Source organism: Streptomyces sp. SolWspMP-5a-2 (assembly GCF_900091845.1).
Classification (GTDB): Bacteria; Actinomycetota; Actinomycetes; order Streptomycetales; family Streptomycetaceae; genus Streptomyces; species Streptomyces doudnae.
In genome coordinates, this window is record NZ_FMCI01000095.1 from 1 (window position 1) to 19,560 (window position 19,560).

Annotated in this window: 15 protein-coding genes; 6 read left to right on the top strand and 9 right to left on the bottom strand. The window is 71.8% G+C overall.

Features of this window, described 5'->3' with window-relative positions; genetic code table 11:
- Positions 1 to 100: 100 nt before the first annotated feature.
- Positions 101 to 763 carry a snapalysin gene (gene snpA, locus GA0115242_RS09195; protein ID WP_093826463.1) on the bottom strand — a complete coding sequence of 221 codons (663 nt, stop codon included), beginning with the start codon at positions 761 to 763 and terminating at the stop codon, positions 101 to 103.
- Positions 764 to 959: 196 nt separating this feature from the next.
- On the opposite strand from snpA, the gene GA0115242_RS09200 reads away from it, so the two are divergent.
- Positions 960 to 1,901 carry a LysR substrate-binding domain-containing protein gene (locus tag GA0115242_RS09200; protein ID WP_093826465.1) on the top strand — a complete coding sequence of 314 codons (942 nt, stop codon included), beginning with the start codon at positions 960 to 962 and terminating at the stop codon, positions 1,899 to 1,901.
- A 104-nt stretch (positions 1,902 to 2,005) separates the two neighbouring features.
- Here GA0115242_RS09200 and GA0115242_RS09205 read toward each other — a convergent pair whose 3' ends face one another.
- On the bottom strand, positions 2,006 to 4,105 hold the full coding sequence (locus tag GA0115242_RS09205; protein WP_093826467.1) for a PhoX family protein: 2,100 nt from the start codon (positions 4,103 to 4,105) through the stop codon (positions 2,006 to 2,008).
- Positions 4,106 to 4,372: 267 nt separating this feature from the next.
- Here GA0115242_RS09205 and GA0115242_RS09210 point away from each other — a divergent pair, with 267 nt between their 5' ends.
- Together GA0115242_RS09210 and metG are read left to right on the top strand one after the other, a co-directional pair.
- Entirely contained in the window at positions 4,373 to 6,169 is a 1,797-nt protein-coding gene (locus GA0115242_RS09210; RefSeq protein ID WP_093826469.1) for a VWA domain-containing protein, read from the top strand.
- 160 nt (positions 6,170 to 6,329) lie between these two features.
- On the top strand, positions 6,330 to 8,051 hold the full coding sequence (metG, locus tag GA0115242_RS09215) for a methionine--tRNA ligase (RefSeq protein ID WP_093826471.1): 1,722 nt from the start codon (positions 6,330 to 6,332) through the stop codon (positions 8,049 to 8,051).
- Between the two features lie 54 nt (positions 8,052 to 8,105).
- Here the strand turns inward: metG and GA0115242_RS09220 are convergent, their stop codons facing one another.
- Positions 8,106 to 8,306 carry a DUF397 domain-containing protein gene (locus GA0115242_RS09220; RefSeq protein WP_093826473.1) on the bottom strand — a complete coding sequence of 67 codons (201 nt, stop codon included), beginning with the start codon at positions 8,304 to 8,306 and terminating at the stop codon, positions 8,106 to 8,108.
- Positions 8,303 to 9,178, bottom strand: a complete 876-nt coding sequence (locus GA0115242_RS09225; RefSeq protein ID WP_093826475.1) for a helix-turn-helix domain-containing protein — start codon at positions 9,176 to 9,178, stop codon at positions 8,303 to 8,305. The genes GA0115242_RS09220 and GA0115242_RS09225 overlap by 4 nt, the downstream gene beginning before the upstream one ends.
- A 130-nt stretch (positions 9,179 to 9,308) precedes the next feature.
- Between GA0115242_RS09225 and GA0115242_RS09230 the strand changes: the two genes are divergently transcribed.
- The gene (locus GA0115242_RS09230) at positions 9,309 to 9,779 is read left to right on the top strand and encodes an ATP-binding protein (RefSeq protein WP_093826477.1); all 471 of its coding nucleotides are present in this window, start codon (positions 9,309 to 9,311) and stop codon (positions 9,777 to 9,779) included.
- Between the two features lie 247 nt (positions 9,780 to 10,026).
- Complete coding sequence (locus GA0115242_RS09235) at positions 10,027 to 10,935, top strand: hypothetical protein (protein ID WP_093826479.1); 909 nt, start codon at positions 10,027 to 10,029, stop codon at positions 10,933 to 10,935.
- An 86-nt stretch (positions 10,936 to 11,021) separates the two neighbouring features.
- On the opposite strand, the gene GA0115242_RS09240 is transcribed toward GA0115242_RS09235, so the two are convergent.
- The 4 genes from GA0115242_RS09240 to aspS form a co-directional block, all read right to left on the bottom strand.
- Positions 11,022 to 11,600 (bottom strand): hypothetical protein, encoded by a 579-nt coding sequence (locus tag GA0115242_RS09240; protein ID WP_176729779.1) that lies wholly within the window; start codon positions 11,598 to 11,600, stop codon positions 11,022 to 11,024.
- A gap of 82 nt (positions 11,601 to 11,682) precedes the next feature.
- Positions 11,683 to 13,071: an MFS transporter gene (locus GA0115242_RS09245; RefSeq protein WP_093826480.1), complete on the bottom strand. Its 1,389-nt coding sequence runs from the start codon at positions 13,069 to 13,071 to the stop codon at positions 11,683 to 11,685.
- Between the two features lie 131 nt (positions 13,072 to 13,202).
- Positions 13,203 to 14,147 carry an intradiol ring-cleavage dioxygenase gene (locus GA0115242_RS09250; RefSeq protein WP_093826482.1) on the bottom strand — a complete coding sequence of 315 codons (945 nt, stop codon included), beginning with the start codon at positions 14,145 to 14,147 and terminating at the stop codon, positions 13,203 to 13,205.
- A gap of 134 nt (positions 14,148 to 14,281) precedes the next feature.
- The gene (aspS, locus tag GA0115242_RS09255; RefSeq protein WP_093826484.1) at positions 14,282 to 16,045 is read right to left on the bottom strand and encodes an aspartate--tRNA ligase; all 1,764 of its coding nucleotides are present in this window, start codon (positions 16,043 to 16,045) and stop codon (positions 14,282 to 14,284) included.
- 186 nt (positions 16,046 to 16,231) lie between these two features.
- Here aspS and GA0115242_RS09260 point away from each other — a divergent pair, with 186 nt between their 5' ends.
- Positions 16,232 to 18,412, top strand: a complete 2,181-nt coding sequence (locus GA0115242_RS09260) for an ATP-binding SpoIIE family protein phosphatase (protein ID WP_093826486.1) — start codon at positions 16,232 to 16,234, stop codon at positions 18,410 to 18,412.
- On the opposite strand, the gene GA0115242_RS09265 is transcribed toward GA0115242_RS09260, so the two are convergent.
- Positions 18,379 to 19,428: an AI-2E family transporter gene (locus tag GA0115242_RS09265; RefSeq protein WP_093826488.1), complete on the bottom strand. Its 1,050-nt coding sequence runs from the start codon at positions 19,426 to 19,428 to the stop codon at positions 18,379 to 18,381. The two genes, GA0115242_RS09260 and GA0115242_RS09265, sit on opposite strands and share 34 nt — an antisense overlap.
- Between the last annotated feature and the right edge of the window lie 132 nt (positions 19,429 to 19,560).

Consider the following 19,560-nt stretch of genomic DNA (forward strand, 5'->3'; position numbering starts at 1 on the left):
GCGGCCCGCCCCCGTGCAGGAGGGCGGGCCGCACCGTGTGGGGGGTGGTGGCGTGTGCGGGCCCCGGCGAGTGCCGGGGCCCGCCGCACGGACGCGGTGACTACTTGGCGAGCGCCTTCTCCATGGCGGCGGCGAGACCGTTGGCCCACAGCTGGTTGACGCGGGCCCGCTCGGCGGCGTTCGGGGTCGAGTTGGTGCAGGAGGTGCCGGGGCCGCCACCGGACATCAGCTCGCTGCACGGGCCCGAGTAGTGGTCCGGCAGACCGAGGACGTGCCCGGTCTCGTGGGCGGTGACGCGGGTCGAGTCGTACTGCTGGTTCTGCGCGTAGTCCAGGAAGACGTAGCCGCTGCCGTGGCCGTTGGTGGACGCGTACGAGCCGCGCGAGTCGTTGCCCTCGCGGTAGCTGAAGTTGGCGTTGGACGCGGTGCCCGCCTGGAGCTTGACGTTGGTGACCGCGCTGTTCCAGATCTGCGCGGAGCGGGCTATCTGGGCGCTGAACGTGGGGGCGCCGGAGGCGTTGTAGACGACGGTCACGGCGGCGGCCGACGTCGGGTTCGCGGCGCGCTTCTCGGCGACCGACTTCAGGACGGCCTCGAAGAACGCCTGGTTGTCCTTGGACTCGGCGGCGGAGCCGGTGTACCCGCTGACGGTGGTGGCGGCCTGCGGCGCGGGGGCGGCGGAGGCGGGCACGGCGGCACCGAGCGCGGCGAGCCCGAGGCTGAGACCGAGGGCGAGGGCCGAACGGGAGACGGAGGTACGCATCGAGGACTCCTAGGGTGGGGGGTGAGTCGTCACCGAGGAGTTTCGGCGCCCGGCGGGCGGCTGTGATGATGGCAACCGGCGATAGCACGGGGTTATCACCCCGGGCGGCACCGGAGGCCCGCCCTCCGATTCGCCCTCGCTGAGGGGGTTTTGCCCATCTGGTGAAACCTGTGATTCCGCTTTACGCTCCGGCCGTATGGAGCTTGAGGTGAGGCACCTTCGCGCGCTGTGCGCCATCGCCGACACCGGCAGTCTGCACCGGGCGGCCCGTCAACTGGGCGTCGCCCAGCCGTCGTTGAGCACCCAGCTGCGCCGTATCGAACAGGAACTCGGCGGCACCCTGTTCGCCCGCGCCCGCACCGGCTGCCGCCCCACCCCGCTGGGCCGCCTGGTCCTGAGCCGGGCCAGGCCGCTGGTGGCCGAGATGCGCTCCCTGGTCAGCGAGGCGCGGGCGGCGGCGACCGGCGGCACCGAACTGCGCGTGGGCTCCACCGCGAGCCGCGCCCTGGCGGGCTGGCTGCGGCGGCTGCGCGCCCGAGGCCAGGAACCGAATCTCCACATGAACGTTTCTCCGAACGTCCTGCTCCACATGGTCGCCGACGGCCAGCTCGACGTGGCGTTCGTGCACGAGGTCGAGGGCACGCCGCTGCGCGTCCCGGAGGGGCTGCGGACCCGGGTGCTGGTCGGCCGGGAACCGCAGTTCGTGTCCCTGCCCGCCGACCACCCGACGACGGCGGCCCCGGTGGTCGACGTGCGCGACCTGGCCGGGGACCGCTGGATGGTCGACCCCGCGGTGGACGGCGAATGGGACGCGGTCCAGCGGATGTTCCGCACGGCCGGCATCAACCCGCCGGTCCTGCACGGCGATTACCACACCGCCGCCGCGCTGGTCGCGACCGGCGAGGTGGTCGCCGTCTGCCAGCCGTCCTGCCTGCCCCGCGCCGACATGGCGGTCCGCCGCCTGCACGGCGACCCGCTGGGCGTCCGGCTCCTGCTGGCGGCCCGCACGGAGACGGACCTGGACGGCGCCCTCCCCGCCCTGGAGGAGGCGTACTGGGAGGCGGCCCGGCTGGCCCCCGCCTACCGCGAGTGGCTGGAAAGAGAGGGCAGACCGAGCCCCGCGCCGGCCCTCTCGTAGGACCGACGCGGGTACGCGCGGCGGGAAACCGGAACGCGAACGCGAACGGGAACGCGAACGGGAACGGGAACGGGAACGGGAACGGGAACCGGAAGCCGGGCGGCTCAGACCCCGATGTCCTCCCCGTCCTTGCGCCAGACGGCGACGACGGCCGGGCGGACGATCCGGCCGGGTCCGTCGGGCCAGGTGCTCGCGGGCTTCTCGACCGTCGCCCCGGAGATCTCCCCCGGGTGCTGCACGGCCACCAGCACCCGCCGGTCCTGCACCAGCGGACCGCAGGTCTCCGCGCCGGTCGGCACGGTCAGGAACTGCTTCAGCTCACCGCGCCGCTCGCCCCGGGTCGCGACGCCGAACAGGCCGTCGTGGGAGCCGAGTTGGTTGCCGTCGGTGGAGATCCACAGGTTGCCGTGCGGGTCGAAGGCGACGTTGTCCGGGCAGGAGATGGGGCTGACGGCGTCCTTCGGGAACCCGGCGAAGTAGGTGGCCTGGTCGTCCGGGTCGCCCGCGACGAGGAAGAGGGACCAGCCGAACCGGGTGCTCTCGGCGCGGCCCCGGTGCTCGGTCAGCTCCAGGATGTGCCCGTGCTTGTTGGCGTTGCGCGGGTTGGCCTCGTCGGCGGGGGCGTTCGCGCCGACCCCGCGGTTGGTGTTGTTGGTAAGGGCGACGTAGACCTTGCCGGTGACCGGCGACGGCTCGATGTCCTCGGGCCGGTCCATCTTGGTGGCGCCGACCTTGTCACCGGCGAGCCGGGTGAAGACGAAGACCTCGTCGGCGGACATCCCGGCGACGTGCGAGACGGCGCCGCGCGCGGTCGCGGTGGCGAGCGGGATCCACTCCCCGGCGCCGTCGAACTCCCCGTCGGCGGGCAGCTTCCCGGTGCCGTCGATCTCGATGGCGGGGGAGTCGCCGGTGAGGCGGGCGACGTAGAGGGTGCCCTCGTCGAGCAGCGAGAGGTTGTGCTCCCGGACCGCGCGCGAGGAGCCCTTGCGCATCCGCTTGCTGCCGACGAACTTGTAGAAGTAGTCGAACCGCTCGTCGTCACCGGTGTAGACGACCGGCCGCCCGTCGTCGGTGAGCCGCACGGTCGCGCCCTCGTGCTTGAAGCGGCCCAGCGCGGTGCGCTTGCGGGGCGTGGAGTGCGGGTCGTAGGGGTCGAGTTCGACGACGTACCCGAACCGGTGCGACTCGTTGGGCTCCCGGGCGACGTCGAACCGGTCGTCGAACCGCTCCCACTTGCGCTCGGTGGCGCCCGCGCCGAGCCCGTACCGCTTGTCGGTGGCGCGGGTGCCGTTGGCGAAGTACTGGTTGAAGTTCTCCTCGCCGTGCAGGGTGGTGCCCCACGGGGTGGTGCCGCCCGAGCAGTTGTTGAGCGTGCCCAGCACCTTGCGCCCGGTCCGGTCGGCGGAGGTACGCAGCAGCGGGGACCCGGCGGCGGGCCCGGTCAGCCGGAACTCGGTGGTGGCGGTGACCCGCCGGTTGAGGTGGTGGCGGGGGACGGCGGTGAGCGCGCCCGTCCTGCGGTCCTCCTCCACCACGACGACACCGAGGCCGTGCGCGGCCCAGCCGACCTCGACCTGCCTGCGGGTCGGGTTCTCCGGGTCGTAGTCGCGGAACATCAGGACCTCGTCGGTGTACTCGTGGTTGGCGACGAGGAGCTGGCGGTGGCGCTCGCCGGGCACCGGCAGCAGCGCGAGGAAGTCGTTGTTGTACCCGAACTGACCGGCCTGGGAGGCGGCGGTCTGCTTCTCCGGATCGAAGGCGGGCGCCCCGCGCAGGATGGGGTCGCCCCAGCGGACGACGACGTTCTGCCGGTACCCGTCCGGGACGGTCACGGTGTCGGCGGTGTTCGGGGCGACGGCGTCGAACCGCAGCCCGCGGGCGGCCCGGGAGCCGTGGCCGGGTTTCTTCCGGCCGGCGGACCCGGCCGCGGAGGCCCCGGAGGCTTCGGGGGCGGCGGAGGCGGGCCGCGCCCCGGCGACCGTCGCGGACCCGGCCGCGGCGACGACCGTGACGGCCGCGGCCGCGCGCATCATCGAACGGCGGCCGACGGCTTTGGCGATCACGTCGCCGACGTACTCGTTGGAGCTGGTGTTGGGCACCTCCTGGAAGCAGGCGTCCCCGCACCGGAAGCGGCAGGTCAGCGCGGAGCGCCCGCCCGGGTGCGATGCGGACGGGGTTCCGATCAGCGGCAGCGGCTTACGCACTTTGCTCTCCCCTTACGATCCCTTGGTATGGGCGTGACGGTAGGGGGGCGCAGGAGCGGGAGCGCGGCGCGAGAATGAACGACGGGTGAACCCCGGGGATTGACGGCGGTGTTGACAGATCAGCCCCTCGGGCTTCCCTCCCCTACCCAAGATCCCCATCTCGGGCCGCTAACCTTACGTATCCGTCCTGGCCAGCGATTGACGTGCTTCCACGCACGCGGCTGGTCGGCGATCGACGGGCTTCAACTCACGCGAAGGGTTGCGCACATGGGCATTCTCACTCTCCTGCGGAACGCGTTCGGCAGGTCACGCAAGGGGCGTGACGCCGAGGCGGAGGGTGCGGACCGTACCTCTTCGCAGACGCCGGCCGCAGACGCACCGGCGACTCCGACAGTCCCCGCCCCGTCCCAGGAACCGGATCCGGCCACCAAGGCGGACATCCCGTCCCCGTCCCCCGAACCGACCCCGCCGCCGACGGCGACGGTCCCGGAACCGCGGGACGACGAGCACGACCTGGTCTCGGCGGCCTTCAACAACGTGACGGTCCCGAGGCCGACGACGTCGGAGGAGGGAACGGAGGCGACCGAGGCGACCGAGGCGAAGACGGTGGCCGAGCCCCAGGCAGAGGCCGAGGAGCCGGTGGCCGAGCCCGCCGCACCGGTGACCGAGGAGCCCCCGGCGGAGAAGCCGGCGGCGGAGGAGCCGGCGGCGGAGGTCGCGGAGCCCGAGGAGACCAGGGCCGAGGAGACCAAGGCCGAGGAGATCGAGGCCCAGGAGCCGACGGCGGTGTCGGCCGAGCCGGTCGCCGAGGAGACGAAGGCGGAGGCTGAGGCTGAGCCGGTGGCCGAGGAGAAGGCCGCCGCCGAGCCGGTCGCCGAGGAGAAGGCCGCTGCCGAGCCCGAGCCGGTCGTCGCGGAGCCCGAGCCGGTCGCCGCCGAGGCCACCCCGGAGCCGGTGGTCGAGCCGGTGAAGGAGACGCCCGCCGAGCCGGTCGCCGAACCCGTCGTCGCCGAACCGGTCGTCACCGAGCCCGTCGTCGCCGAACCGGTCGCCGCTGAGCCCATCGCTGCGAAGCCCGCGCCCGAGCCGGTCGTCGAGCCGGTCGCCACGGAGCCTGTCGCTGCGGAGCCGGTCGCTGCGGAGCCGGTCGCTGCGGAGCCGGTCGCCGCGGAGCCCGTCGCCACGGAGCCCGAGCCGGTGGCCGCGCCGATCGTCACCGAGACCGTCACGGCCGAGGCGGTTGCCGCGCCGGACGTGGCCGAGGCGGTCGTGACGCCCGAGGCTGCTGGTGCGGCGGACGCGGCCGGGGACGGGAATTCCGTCGTCGATGCGGGCACGGACGTCGGCGCGGGCCTGGGTGCTGATGCGGGCGCTGCTGGTGTGGGTGCTGATGCGGGCGCTGCTGGTGTGGGTGCGGGGGCGCAGGCGGTGCCCGCCTCGCTGCTCAGCGCGTACACCGCCGCGGCGGCCGCTCTCGCCGGGCGCCCCACGACGCGGGCCGCCGTCTACCTCGTCCTGGACCGCTCCGCGTCGATGCGGTCGTACTACAGGGACGGGTCGGCGCAGGCCCTGGCCGAGCAGACCCTCGCGCTCGCCGCCCAGCTCGACCCGGGCAACGAGACCCCCGTGCACGTGGTCTTCTTCTCCTCCGAGCTGGACGGCACCGCCGACCTCGGGCTCACGGACCACGACAACAGGATCGACGAGCTGCACGCCTCCCTGGGCCGGATGGGCCGCACGAGCTACCACTCGGCCGTGGAGGCGGTCGTCGCCCACCACGAGGCGCACCGCACGAGCCCGGAGGCACCCGCGCTCGTGGTGTTCCAGACGGACGGCGCCCCGGACGCGAAGACCCCGGCGACCCAGTCGCTGACGGACGCGGCGAAGAACCACCCGGGACTGTTCTTCTCGTTCGTGGCGTTCGGTGAGCACGACAACAAGGCGTTCGACTACCTCCGCAGGCTGAAGACGCCGAACACGTCGTTCTTCCACGCGGGCCCGACCCCGCGGGAACTGACGGACGCGGAGCTGTACGAGGGGATCCTGGCGGGCTGGCGCCCGTAACCCTCCCCGTCACACCCTGAGCCGCCCGCGTCCCACCCGCCAGAACGGGAGGCGGGCGGCTCACCCGTGTCGGCTACGATTTCAAGGTTCGTATCTCGTCCCCGTTCGCCTCTCGCGCGTCCACGACGCACGCCGAACGACCGACCCTGGAGCAGCCACGATGGCTCGACACCTCATCACCAGCGCCCTTCCGTACATCAACGGAATCAAGCACCTGGGCAACATGGTGGGGTCCATGCTCCCGGCGGACGTGTACTCCAGGTACCTCCGCCAGCGCGGTCACGACGTCCTCTACATCTGCGCGACGGACGAGCACGGCACCCCGGCGGAGCTGGCCGCGAAGGAGCGGGGCGTGCCGGTGGCGGAGTTCTGCGCCGAGGCGCACGACGCGCAGAAGGCGGTCTACGACGGCTTCGGACTGGCGTTCGATTACTTCGGGCGCAGCTCGTCCCCGCAGAACGTGGACATCACGCAGCACTTCGCGCGCCGTCTGTTCGAGAACGGGTTCATCGAGGAGCGGGCGATCCGCCAGGTGTACTCGCCGACCGACGGCCGCTTCCTGCCGGACCGCTACGTGGAGGGCACCTGCCCGCACTGCGGCTACGACAAGGCGCGCGGCGACCAGTGCGAGAACTGCACGCGGGTGCTGGACCCGACGGACCTGATCGACCCGCGCTCGGCGATCTCCGGGTCGACGGACCTGGAGGTCAGGGAGACCAAGCACCTGTTCCTGCTCCAGTCGAAGCTGCAGGTCGAGGTCGAGGAGTGGGTGGCCAGGCACGAGGCGGACTGGCCGCAGCTCGCGTCGTCGATCGCCCGCAAGTGGCTGACGGAGGGCCTGCACGACCGCGCGATCACCCGCGACCTGGACTGGGGCGTGCCGGTCCCGGCGGACACCTGGCCGGAGCTGGCGGCCGAGGGCAAGGTCTTCTACGTGTGGTTCGACGCCCCGATCGAGTACATCGCGGCGACGAAGGAGTGGTCGGACCAGGACCCGGAGAACCGTGACTGGAAGTCGTGGTGGTTCGGCGAGGCGGCCGGGGACGTCCGGTACACGGAGTTCATGGCGAAGGACAACGTCCCGTTCCACACGGTGATGTTCCCGGCGACGGAGCTGGGGGTGCGCGAGCCGTGGAAGATGGTCGACTACGTCAAGGCGTTCAACTGGCTGACGTACTACGGCGGGAAGTTCTCGACGTCGCAGAAGCGGGGTGTCTTCACGGACCAGGCGCTCGACGTGCTGCCCGCGGACTACTGGCGGTACTTCCTGATCGCGAACGCGCCGGAGTCGGACGACTCGTCGTTCACGTGGGAGCACTTCACGGCGACGGTGAACAAGGACCTGGCGGACACGCTGGGCAACTTCGTGAACCGGGTGCTGTCGTTCTCGAAGAAGCGGTTCGGCGAGGAGGTCCCGGCGGGCGGTGAGCCGGGCGAGGCGGAGACGCGCCTCGGCGAGGAGATCGCGCGGCTGCTCGCGGAGTACGAGGAGCAGATGGCGGCGCTCCAGTTCCGCAAGGCGGCGTCGGCGCTGCGGGCGCTCTGGTCGGCGGGCAACTCCTACCTGGAGGAGAAGGCGCCGTGGCTGGAGATCAAGACGGACAAGGACGCGGCGGCGCTGACGCTGCGGACGGCGATGAACCTGATCCACCTGTACGCGGTGGTGTCGGAGCCGCTGATCCCGGCGGCGTCGAAGGCGATGCGGGAGGCGTTCGCGCTCCCCGAGGACACGGCGACGTGGGTGTCCCAGGAGGAGGCGAAGTCGCTGACGACGCTGACCCCCGGCATCGCGTTCACGGTCCCGCCGGTCCTGTTCGCGAAGCTGACGGACGACGACCTGGCGGCGTACAAGGAGCGCTTCGGCGGAGAGCCGGCGGCGTGACGCGGTAGACCACGCTGAGGGCCCGGGAAGCAAGACTTCCCGGGCCCTCACGCGTCACAACTGCCCGACGAACCCGCCCCAGGCGTCCCTGCCGACGTGGAAGTGGGGTCGGCCTATGTCCTTGGAGTCCCGGACGTGGACAACCCCCGGCGCTGAGGCGACCTCGACGCAGGAGTTGACGTCAGGGCCGTCGCTGTAGCTGCTCTTGAACCAGGCCAGTTCGTAGCCGTCTGCGGCAGAAGCCTCGCGGATCATGTCTCTCCCAGCACTTGCTCGATGAAGGCCAGCGACTCCCGGGGCGTGAGAGCCTGCGCTCGGATGGTGCCATATCGCAGCTCAAGTACACGAAGCTGTTTCGGATCGGAAGTCGGCCGACCACCGTGGACACCCTCAGAACGACCCACGGCCGAGCCGTCCGGAAACTTCAACACCTCGATCTTCCCCTCAAGTCCAGGATGAGCATCCGAGTTCATCCGCATCACTTGAAGCGTGACATTGCGCAACCGCCCTACCTCCAGCAGGTGTTCGAGCTGTTGGCGCCACACCATTGTGCCGCCGACCGGTCGGCGAAGCGTCGCCTCTTCCTGGACGAAGCTCAGCGTCGGAGCCGGGGAACGCTCGAAGATGGACTGCCGCGCCATACGAGCACTGACCCCGCGTTCCACTTCATCCGGCGAGTACACGGGTTGCCAGGCCTCGAACAGGGCTCGCGCATGCTCCGGGGTCTGCAAGAGGCCATGGACACTCAGTCCGGCATACACCCCGAGCTCAACCGCTTTGGCCTCCATCTGAGCCAAGTCCCGCACTCTTTTCGGATACCGGACCTTGGCGATGTCCTCCTTCATCGCGGCCAGCAAACCGCCCGCGCCCAGGACCTCGTCCGCCCTGTCCAGGAACTCGGGGCGAGGGATCCGCTTGCCGCCCTCCAGCTTGTAGACCATGTCCTCGCCGTACCCGACGGCCACCCCGAAGTCCGGGGCGCGCATCCCGACCGCTTCCCGCCTCAGCCTCAACTGCCGCCCCACCGTGGCGACTACGGCGAGTCCCCACTCGTCGTCGGGGTCGACCTCCCACCCCGGTTCGTCGGCCTCGTCCTTGAGTCGCGCCGTGTCACCGTCCACCGACATCCGCACCCCTCCGTCACCAGGTCGCAGGCCGGGCGGACAGCCCGTACTCCTAGCGACAACCCCGGACAGTCACTCTACGTATCGTCCATGTCGCTGTTCACGGTAGCCACAGGCGGCCACGCTGAGTGACGTGAACGAGAGAATCTCCCCCCAACTCCACTCCCAGGAGCACCACTTCGCCGTCCGCCTGTCCGCGACGCCGCGGGGCGCGCGAGGGGCCCGGCTGCTGGCGACGGCCTGGCTGGGCCTGTGGGGTCTGCCTCCCTACAGAACCCAGTCGGCGAAGCACGTCGTGGCCGAACTCACCGCGAACGCGGCGACGCACGGCAGGGTCCCCGGCCGCGACGCACACCTCGCGCTCACCCTGCGGGGCAACGTGCTGCGGGTGGAGGTGACGGACACGAAGGGGGACCAGATGCCCGGGTGCCCGCAACTCCCGCCGCTGGACGCGGAGTCGGGCCGAGGCATGCTGATCGTCGAGGCGCTGGCGGACCGCTGGGGCGTGGAAACGGGCCCGGTGCCCCGTAAGACCGTCTGGGCGGAACTGGACCTCGCACCAGGACACGGGCCCCCGCGCACCGAGGCTCACTCGCCCGGGTGAACATACCCATCTCAGCTGGATTTGGACCTTATTGGCTGCGCTACCTTCAGCGGCGTCAGCAGGACTCCCGAACATCAGGACGTCCCTCGCAAGGACGGGCACATCGCATGAGGGATGTCCCCGTCGCTGACGACGGGTGTGCCGGTCGACATCACGACCCGGCGTCCCGCTTCCCCGACGATGCGTGCCCGCACCAGGCACCGCCTCACCTGCCACGCGCGTCAACACCCACAACTCAGGAACTCACATGGTCAGTTCGCCCCATGAGGCGATGCACCGCGTCTTCCAGGACCACCCCGGCCTCTTCACCGGGGTCTCGGAAGCACTGGGGGTGCGCTTCACCCGTCCCACGTCCGTGCGCGTCATGCCTACGGACCTCACGGAGACAAGCCCGCTCGAACGCCGCGTCGACACGTTGTTACGCCTGGAGGCGGAGGACGAGGAGCCGTTTCTGCTGGCGATCGAGGCCCAGGGCAAGAAAGACCCTGACAAGCTCGCGAGCTGGGCGTACTACGCGTCGTACCTGCTGACGAAGTACCGGTTACAGCCCATGCTGCTGGTGGTCTGCCAGGACCGCGCGACGGCGGAATGGGCATCGCGAACGGTCCGCTTCGGCCCGCCCCAGTGGCCCCTGCTCACCCTGCGCCCGCTGGTCGCGGGACCGCACAACATGCCGGTGATCACCGACCCGGCCGAGGTCCGCAAGGACCTGGCGCTGGCCACCCTGTCGGCGATCACCCACGTATCGAACCCGGAAGTCGGGACGATACTGAAGGCGATGACCACCGTCCTCCGGGACACCCCGCACAACCTGGCCGCCCCCGTCGTCGAACTCGTCGCACAAGGCATGGGAAAGCACCCGGCCGCAGAGATCTGGAGGAAACTGATGGCTGTGGACCTCTCTTTCTACAAGTCACCCATCGCCCAGGAGATCCGAGCCGAGGCCAAGGCCGAGGGACAGGCCGAAGGCGAGGCCAAGGGCCAGGCCGAGGGCCAGGCCAAGGCGATCCTGTCCGTCCTCGAACTGCGCGGTGTCGACATCCCGGACGACGCCCGTGAACGCATCAGCACCTGCGCCGACCTCGACGTCCTCGCCCGCTGGCTCACCCGCACCCTGACCGCCGTCACCGTCGACGACCTCTTCGCCGACGAGTAGGCACCGCCGGCAAGCCGCCGACGGCCCGGGAGCCGGAACCCGGGCCGTCGGCCGTCTCCGGGAGGCGGGTCGGTCGTACGCCCGCGTCACACCCGGAAACCCAGTGCCGGTGGACCGACCCCGCCCGGCACCGGGGCCTCCTCAAGGGCGGGGCCGCCCCGACCGGCCGGGGCGGAGTCCGCGGCCCGGTCACCGCCCGAGGCACCCCGCGGAAGGTCACCGTCCCTGTCCCCGGCACCGCCGGAGGCGCCCCGCGGAACGTCGCCGTCCTCCGGCCGGACGCCCAGTGCCTCGCGGGCCGCGTGCACATGGGCCAGGCCCTCCCTGGCCGTGCGGGTCACCTCCGCGTACTCCGCCGCCGTGTGCGCCCCCGCCAGGCGGAACCGTGCCTCGCGGTGGCACTCCGACGCCCAGGTCAGCTCCCGGCCCGCCGTCTCCCCCGCCGCCGTCGACCAGGTTCTCGCGTCCGGCGGGACGAGGCTCGCGCCCAGCCGGATCAGCCACCGGTTCGCCTCCGCCTCCGCGTCCAGGCCGGACAGCCCCGGACGGCCGGACAGACAGCGCGGGTGGGCCTCGTCCCGCGTCCTGCCCGTCCGGCGTCCGCGTCGCCGCGCGACCACCGCGCCCGCGATCAGCAGTACCGCGAAACCGATCGCGAACCCCATGGCTGCCTCCCCTTGCCCACCGGACGCCGCCGTCCCCGGGGCGGCGTCGTCCGGCTTGTCCGCCTGACGCGGTTGTCGCCCTCTATGACACGACAGGCCGCTGTGGGTCCCCCTCGGGATTCCTGTGCTCCTGCGGTGAGGTTGCGCCGGTCCCCTGCGCCGCCTCCACCGGCCGCGCCGCGCGGATGTACCGGGCCGCGACCACCGCGAGGAGCGACGCCGCGGTCAGGGTGTACATGCCGCCGTTGGTGGAGCCGGTGGTGTCCTTGAGGTAGCCGAAGAGGGTGGGGGAGACGAAACCGCCGAGGTTGCCGATGGAGTTGATGAGCGCGAGGCCCGGCGCGGCGATCCGCAGGTCGAGTCCGGACTGCGCCATCGGCCAGAACAGCGTGGCCGCGCACTTCGAGCCGACCCCGGCCAGCGTGATCGCGGCGAGGCCGAACCACGGCGAGCCGAGGGTGGCGAGATAGGTGCCGACCGCCGACAGCACCAGGGTGATCGCGAGGAACGGACGGCGGTCGGGCGCCCGGTCGGTGAACCGGCTCATCGAGTACATGGCGGCCATGGAGCAGACCGCGGGGATCGCCGAGAGCAGTCCGACCTGGAAGGACGACAGCCCGCCGATCTCCTCGATGAGACTCGGCAGCCAGAACGTGATCGCGTACCCGGTGAGCGTCATCGCGAAGAACGCGCCGGTGAGCAGGGCGACCTGCGGGTGCAGGACGAGCCGCCAGCGGGCGGTCCTCGGGGCCCGGCTGCGCGCCTCCTGGTCCCGCGCGACGGCGGCGCTCAGCGCGTCCTTCTCCTCGGGGGTGAGCCAGCGGGCGTCCTGGACGCGGGAGACGAGGAAGAACCCGGCGGCGATCCCGACGAGGACCGAGAACGTGCCCTCCAGCGCGAACATCCAGCGCCAGCCCGCGAAGCCGCCCAGGCCGTGCAGTTCGAGCAGGGCGCCGGTGATCGGGCCCGTGATGATGCCCGCGGCGGCCGATCCGCCGAGGAAGATGGCGCTGGCCCGGCCGCGGTCGGAGTCGGGCAGCCACTGGGTCATGTAGAGCATCGCGCCGGGGAAGAACCCGGCCTCGGCGACACCCAGCAGGAAGCGCAGGCTGTAGAACATGGTGACGTTGTGGATGAAGCACATCGCGATGATCACCACACCCCAGGTGATCATGATGCGGGTCAGCCAGACCCGGGCGCCGAATCGTTCCAGCAGCATGTTGCTGGGCACCTCGAAGAGGGCGTACCCGATGAAGAAGAGGCCCGCCCCGAGACCGTAGGCGGTGGCGCCGATGCCGACGTCCGCCTGCAGTTCGTCCTGGACGAAGCCGACGTTCGTCCGGTCCAGATTGTTGATCAGCAGCATCAGGACCAGCAACGGCATCATGCGGCGCAGGAACTTGCTGACGGCCCGGCGCTGGGCCGCGTGCTCGGGCCCCGGCGCCGGGTGCGTCGTGGACGGATCTGACATCGTTGTCTCCCACGCTGTTCACATACAGGAATACCCATCACGTGCTTGAGCACGATATGGAGGCGAAACCCCCGGGTCAATGGGTTGTTCCTACGACCATGTATGTGAACAGCAGAGGATCGCGCCGCAGGTCAGCTCGCGCTGGGCGACGTCGTCGCACCCGGCGGAGTGTCCGTGCTGTCGTGCGTCTCGTCCGGCGCGACGCCCAGCGTCAGCGCGGCCCGGACACCCCGGGCGATATGCCGGGAATCGTACTCCAGGACCAGCAGGCCGCCCTCGTGTCCGTTGCCGGGGTAGATGGTGTCCTCGTCGAGGGTGGTGCGCTCGGTCGTGTTGGAGGCGTACGGCTCCACGCCCGCGGAGAGCAGCACCGACCGCTCGTCGAAGAACAGCTGACCGGTGTGGCAGGTGTGGCCGCCCTCGTAACCGGCGTCCGTCCACTCCCCGTCCACGTGCACCTTGACGTGGACGTGCACGCAACGGCCCCGGTACCAGCCGGGGAAGACGGTCCGGAAGGTGACCTCGCCGTGCCGGTCGGTGCGCCAGGTGCCGCGCAGATAGCGCTCGTCGTCGGTCGGCTCCTGGTGGCCGCCCCCGCCGCCGGGACCGCCCGGACCGCCGGGGCCGTCGGTCGGCGGCTCGCCCGTGGGCGGCTCCCCGGTGGGCGGTTCCCCGCCGCCTCCGCCGCTGCCCATGTCCTGGTAGCCCGAGTACACGCCCACCGCGTTGCAGTGCCAGATGTCGACGGCCGCGTCCCGCACCGGGCGGCAGCTCTCGGCGTCGATCACCTTCAGGCGCAGCCGCAGCGGGATGCCCTCCTGGTCCTCGGTGACGTCCCGGCGGATCTTGTCCGCGTCGATGTAGTAGGGGCCCTCGGTGGTCTCGGAGGTGAGGGCGTAGCAGGGTTCGCCGTCCCCGCCCCGGCCGCCGCCGCGCACGGCCGGGTTGTCCTGGGCGGCGGCGGAGACCGCGAGGGCGCCGCCCGCGCCGAGCGCGGTCACGGTGGCGCCGGTGGCGATCAGGACCGTGCGGCGGTCGACCTGCTGTCTGTCGGGTGCTTCTCGATGATCCGTCATGGCCCGGGACGCTAGGGCCGGCGCGGTGGGCGGAAACATCGGAGGGAGCTGTGAATCGGGGCGGGCACGGGAAAGGGCTCAAAACCGATGCCGGTTTCGAGCCCTCTGCCGGTCCTTCGCCCGGTCCGCCGCGTCTACTTCGGCTGCGGGGTGCGCACCGAGAGGTGCAGCTCCCTCAGCCGGGCCTCCTCCAGCTCCGTCGGGGCGCCCATCATCAGGTCCTGGGCGTTGCCGTTGAGCGGGAAGGAGATGGTCTCGCGGATGTTGGGCTCGTCCGCGAGGAGCATGACGATGCGGTCGACGCCGGGGGCGATGCCGCCGTGCGGCGGGGCGCCGAAGCGGAAGGCGCGGAGCATGCCCGCGAACTTCTCCTCGACGGTCTCCCGGTCGTAGCCCGCGATCTCGAACGCCTTGAGCATGATCTCGGGCTCGTGGTTGCGGATCGCGCCGGAGGACAGTTCGACGCCGTTGCAGACGATGTCGTACTGCCAGCCCAGGATGTCCAGCGGGTCCTGGTTCTCCAGGGCGTCGAGGCCGCCCTGGGGCATGGAGAACGGGTTGTGCGAGAAGTCGATCGCGCCGGTCTCCTCGTCCTTCTCGTACATCGGGAAGTCGACGATCCAGCAGAACCGGAAGACGTTCTCCTCGAACTGACCGGCCCGCTTGGCGGCCTCGACGCGGACCGCGCCCATGATCTTGGAGACCTCGTCGAACTCGCCCGCGCCGAAGAAGACGGCGTGCCCGGCGGCCAGCGACAGGCGCTTGGTCAGCTCGGCGACGTTCGCCTCGGTGAGGAACTTCGCGATCGGGCCGGTGAGCGACCCGTCCTCGGCGACGCGCACCCAGGCCAGGCCCTTGGCGCCCTGCGAGACCGCGTAGTCACCGAGCTGGTCGAAGAACTTGCGGGGCTGGCCCGAGACGTCCGGCACCGCGAGGGCGCGCACGTGCTTCCCGGCGAACGCCTTGAACTCCGAGCCCTCGAAGACGTCGGTGAGGTCCACCAGTTCCAGCTTGGCGCGCAGGTCCGGCTTGTCGGAGCCGTACTTGAGCATCGCCTCGCGGAACGGGATGCGCGGGAACGGGGAGGTGACCTCGCGGTCGCCGCCGAACTCGGTGAACAGCTCCGTCATCAGCCGCTCGATGGGCTGGAAGACGTCCTCCTGCTCGACGAAGCTCATCTCGACGTCGAGCTGGTAGAACTCGCCGGGCGAGCGGTCCGCGCGGGCGTCCTCGTCGCGGAAGCAGGGCGCGATCTGGAAGTAGCGGTCGAAGCCGGAGATCATCAGCAGCTGCTTGAACTGCTGCGGCGCCTGCGGGAGCGCGTAGAAGCGGCCCGGGTTGAGGCGGGAGGGGACGACGAAGTCGCGGGCGCCCTCGGGGGAGGTCGCGGAGAGGATCGGCGTCGCCATCTCGTTGAAGCCCAGCGCCGTCATCTTGTGCCGGATGGCGGAGATGACCGCCGTGCGCAGCATGATGTTGCGGTGCATGCGCTCGCGGCGCAGGTCGAGGAAGCGGTACTCCAGGCGGCGCTCCTCGTTGACACCGTCCTCGGCGTTGATGGTGAAGGGGAGCGGCTGGGCGGCGCCGAGCAGCTCGACCTCGCCGACCTCGACCTCGATCTCGCCGGTGGGAAGCTCCGGGTTGACGTTGTCGGCGCCGCGGGAGACGACCTGGCCGTCGATCCGGACGGTCGACTCCTTGGTCACCTTGTCGAGGGCCTCGTAGGCGGGGGTGCCGGGACGGGCGACGAGCTGCGTGATGCCGTAGTGGTCACGCAGATCGATGAAGAGGATGCCGCCCAGGTCGCGCCGATTGTGCAGCCAGCCACTCAGCCGGACGTCGGTGCCGACGTCAGAGGAGCGGAGCTCGCCGCAGGTGTGGGACCTGTACCGATGCATCGTCGTTCATCCAGCCTTCGCGGATCGGGGTTGTGTTTCACGTGAAACTTCCCCAAGCCTACCGGGGACCCCATGATCGCCTCCCCACCGTTTACCCGGCCGGGACGGGCCCGCGCGCGGGTTCCGGGTGATCACGGTCCGGCCGCTCGGTGGCAGGCGGTGTTCCCTTTTTCCTAAAGTGGGGCAATGCGCACTGGTGAGCCCTTGCCCGCCGTGGGGGAGGTCCTGGCCTCCCTCGCCACCGGCCTGTGGCGGTGGGACACCGCCTCGGGGCTGGTCACGGTCGACGCGGAGGCCGCGCGGCTGCTCGGGCTGCCCGCCCGCGGGACGACCCTGACGGAGTCCCAGACCCGGGCGCGGCTGCATCCGGTCGACTGGAACGAGATCACCGGGGTCGTCGGGCTCGCCGTCGCCGAGAACACGCTCGCCGAGGTGCGGATCCGGGTCATGGACGAGCTGGGCCGGGTGGTGCGGGTGGTCCGCTCCCGCTCCAAGCCGTCGTTCGACCCGGCCCGGCGGTCCTTCCGGCTGATCGGCACCCTCCAGGAGGTCACCGAGCCGACGCCGGGCACCCCCGCGGGGCGCAGCGCGGTCACCGGTGACTGGCGGCGCTCCCGGGAGGCGTTCCTGCTCGACGCGGGGCGGGCGCTGGCCGAGGCGCGCTCCACGGAGGAGGTGCTGCGGGTCGCGGCCGGGCTGTCGATGCCCGGGTTCAGCCCCGACGGCCTCGCGGTCTTCGGCATCGAGGGCGACCGCCTGACGCTGGTCGGGTACCACGGGCAGCAGCCCGGCGCCGTCGCCCCGTTCACCCAGTTGGCGCTGAGCACCGACTACCCGGCCGCGGAGGTCGTCCGCACCGGCCGGGCGGTCTATCTGTCGTCGCCGCAGCAGTACCGCACGCGCTATCCGGTCACCTGGCCGATCGCCGCCCCGTTCGCCCGGCACTCCTGGGCGTTCCTGCCGCTGACGGTGGCCGGGCGCACCATGGGCGCCTGGATGGCGGGGTTCGCCTACCCGGTCGCGTTCACGCCCGACGAGCGGTCCGTGCTGACCACGGTGGCCCGGATGCTCGCCCAGGCCCTGTCGCGGGCCGGTACGGCGGAGTCCGAGCGGGCTCTCACCGACGGTCTCCAGCGGTCGATGATGCCGACGCTGGGGCCGCGCACGCCGGGTCTGCGGGTCGCCGCGCGCTATGTCCCGACCGGGGGCGGCCTCCAGGTCGGCGGGGACTGGTACGACGTGATCCCGCTGCCGGGCGGCACGGAGGCGGGCGGCGGCCGGGTCGCGCTGGTGATCGGGGACGTCCAGGGCCACGACGTGCGGGCCGCGGGGCTGATGGGCCAGTTGCGGATCGCCCTGCGCGCGTACGCCTCCGAGGGGCACCGGCCCGACGCGGTGCTCTCCCGCGCCTCCCGGTTCCTGCACGGCATGACGTACGGCACGCCGGAGGGCGAGGACGAGTCCGAACTGCGCTTCGCGACCTGCCTGTACGTGGAGGCGGACCCGGCGACCGGCACCCTCGACATCGCGCGGGCCGGGCATCCCGACCCGGCGATCCGGATGGCGGACGGGACGGTGCTGGCGCGGGCGACGGCGGGCGGTCTGCCGCTGGGCATCGACCCGGACGCGGACTACCCGACCACCCGGATCGTCCTGGAGCCCGGCGAGACGATGCTGATCTGCACCGACGGTCTGATCGAGACCGGCGGGCACGACCTGGACAGCGGCTGGCAGCGCATCCGCGCGATCCTGGAGGAGCACAGCGGGGATCTGGAGGAGCTGGCCGACGCGCTGGTGCGCGGGGTGCACGGTCCGTCGTCGCACCACACCACGGGTCCGCTGGCCGACCGCCGTGAGGACGACATAGCGGTCCTGCTGCTGAGCCGCGCGGGCACCGGGACCGGTCCCGACGCGTCGGCGGCGGCCGGTCCCGCGGTGCGGCGCACGCTGCTGAAGGTAGCGCAGGCGGAGCCGGAGCGGGTGGCGGTGGCCCGGCAGCAGCTCCGCGAGCTGCTGCACGACTGGCCGAGCGCCGACCAGGTCGACTCGGCGGTGCTGCTGCTGTCCGAGACGCTGACCAACGTCCTCGTGCACACGGACGCCGACGCGCTCGTCCAGGCGGAGGTGCGGGGCGGGCCGGGCGGGCGCCGGATGCGGGTCGAGGTGACGGACACCGGGGACGACCTACCGCACCGCAGGCACCCCGGCGAACTGGCGTCCTCGGGGCGGGGGCTGGTCCTCATCGAGCTGCTGGCGGACACCTGGGGGGTGGATCCGCGGGGCGAGGGCAAGACGATCTGGTTCGAACTCCGGGAGCCCGCGGGGGAGGTGGGTCAGGAGGCGTCCGCGGAGTCGGCGAAGCCGTAGCGGGAGCGCAGTTCGTGCAGGACGCCGAAGGCCGCGGCGGTGAGCGGCACGGCGAGCAGCATCCCGAGGATGCCCGCGACGGAGGCGCCCGCCGTGATGGCGACCATGACGACGGCCGGGTGCATCTGCACGGTCCGGCTCTGGATCACGGGCTGGAGGACGTGCCCTTCCAGCACCTGCACGGCGAGGACGACGCCGAGCGTCCACAGGGCGATCACGAACCCGCGGTCGGCGAGCGCGACGAGGACGGCGACGGCGCCGGAGAGGAAGGCGCCGAGGTAGGGGATGTACGCGCCGACGAAGACGAGCGCGCCGAGCCCGACGGCCCCGGGGACGCGCAGCACCAGCAGGCCGACGGTGATGCAGACGGCGTCGATGAACGCGATGAGGGTGGTGCCCCGCATGAAGCCCTCGACGGCCTCGAACGCGCGGCGGGCCATGGCCTCGGCGAGGTCGGCGGTGCCGCGCGGGGCGAGGGTGCGCAGGGCACCGGCGGCGCGCTGCGAGTCGCGCAGGAAGAAGAAGACCAGCAGCAGCGCGAGGACGGCCATGGCGATGACCTCGGCGACCACGCTGACCCCGCTGATCACGTTGGAGGCGGCGGTCCCGCCGAACTTGGCGAGCAGTTGCCTGGCGTTGCCCGCGAGGTCGCCGAGGGAGGTCCCGGCGGCCCCGAAGTGCTCGGCGAGCGAGGTCCCCGCGGTCTTCAGGGAGGAGACGATCTGGTCGCCGGTGTCGATGAGGGCGGCGACGACGATGTACACGGCGCCGCCGACGACGGCGACCACGGCGACGCAGGTGAGCCCGGCGGCGATCGACGGGTTGACCTTGGCCCGCACCAGCCGCCGGTACAGCGGCCCGAGCAGCGCGGAGCCGAGGAGGGCGAGCAGCACGGGCGTCACGGCGGTCCGGAACTCCACGCAGAGCCGCACACCGACGTAGACGACCCCGGAGACCAGCAGGACGACAGCGCACCAGGCGGCGACCCGCCGCACGGGTTCCGGAAGCAAGGACATCCCCCCAGCCGAACACGCCGGGCGGCCGGTGCCGGGCAGACATCGGCCGAATCGGTCCCGCGGCCCCCGAACGGGGGAGCCGGGGCCCGCCGGGCGGCGCCCGGGCGGGCGGCCCGTGGCCGGGTACGGCCG

Bases quoted from the DNA above. Each gene is read 5' to 3' on its own strand.
- GA0115242_RS09245 (WP_093826480.1), bottom strand. From the start codon at position 13,071: ATGTCAGATCCGTCCACGACGCACCCGGCGCCGGGGCCCGAGCACGCG.
- metG (WP_093826471.1), top strand. From the start codon at position 6,330: ATGGCTCGACACCTCATCACCAGCGCCCTTCCGTACATCAACGGAATC.
- GA0115242_RS09235 (WP_093826479.1), top strand. From the start codon at position 10,027: ATGGTCAGTTCGCCCCATGAGGCGATGCACCGCGTCTTCCAGGACCAC.
- aspS (WP_093826484.1), bottom strand. From the start codon at position 16,045: ATGCATCGGTACAGGTCCCACACCTGCGGCGAGCTCCGCTCCTCTGAC.
- snpA (WP_093826463.1), bottom strand. From the start codon at position 763: ATGCGTACCTCCGTCTCCCGTTCGGCCCTCGCCCTCGGTCTCAGCCTC.
- GA0115242_RS09265 (WP_093826488.1), bottom strand. From the start codon at position 19,428: ATGTCCTTGCTTCCGGAACCCGTGCGGCGGGTCGCCGCCTGGTGCGCT.
- GA0115242_RS09200 (WP_093826465.1), top strand. From the start codon at position 960: ATGGAGCTTGAGGTGAGGCACCTTCGCGCGCTGTGCGCCATCGCCGAC.
- GA0115242_RS09220 (WP_093826473.1), bottom strand. From the start codon at position 8,306: ATGATCCGCGAGGCTTCTGCCGCAGACGGCTACGAACTGGCCTGGTTC.
- GA0115242_RS09260 (WP_093826486.1), top strand. From the start codon at position 16,232: ATGCGCACTGGTGAGCCCTTGCCCGCCGTGGGGGAGGTCCTGGCCTCC.
- GA0115242_RS09250 (WP_093826482.1), bottom strand. From the start codon at position 14,147: ATGACGGATCATCGAGAAGCACCCGACAGACAGCAGGTCGACCGCCGC.
- GA0115242_RS09225 (WP_093826475.1), bottom strand. From the start codon at position 9,178: ATGTCGGTGGACGGTGACACGGCGCGACTCAAGGACGAGGCCGACGAA.
- GA0115242_RS09210 (WP_093826469.1), top strand. From the start codon at position 4,373: ATGGGCATTCTCACTCTCCTGCGGAACGCGTTCGGCAGGTCACGCAAG.
- GA0115242_RS09240 (WP_176729779.1), bottom strand. From the start codon at position 11,600: ATGGGGTTCGCGATCGGTTTCGCGGTACTGCTGATCGCGGGCGCGGTG.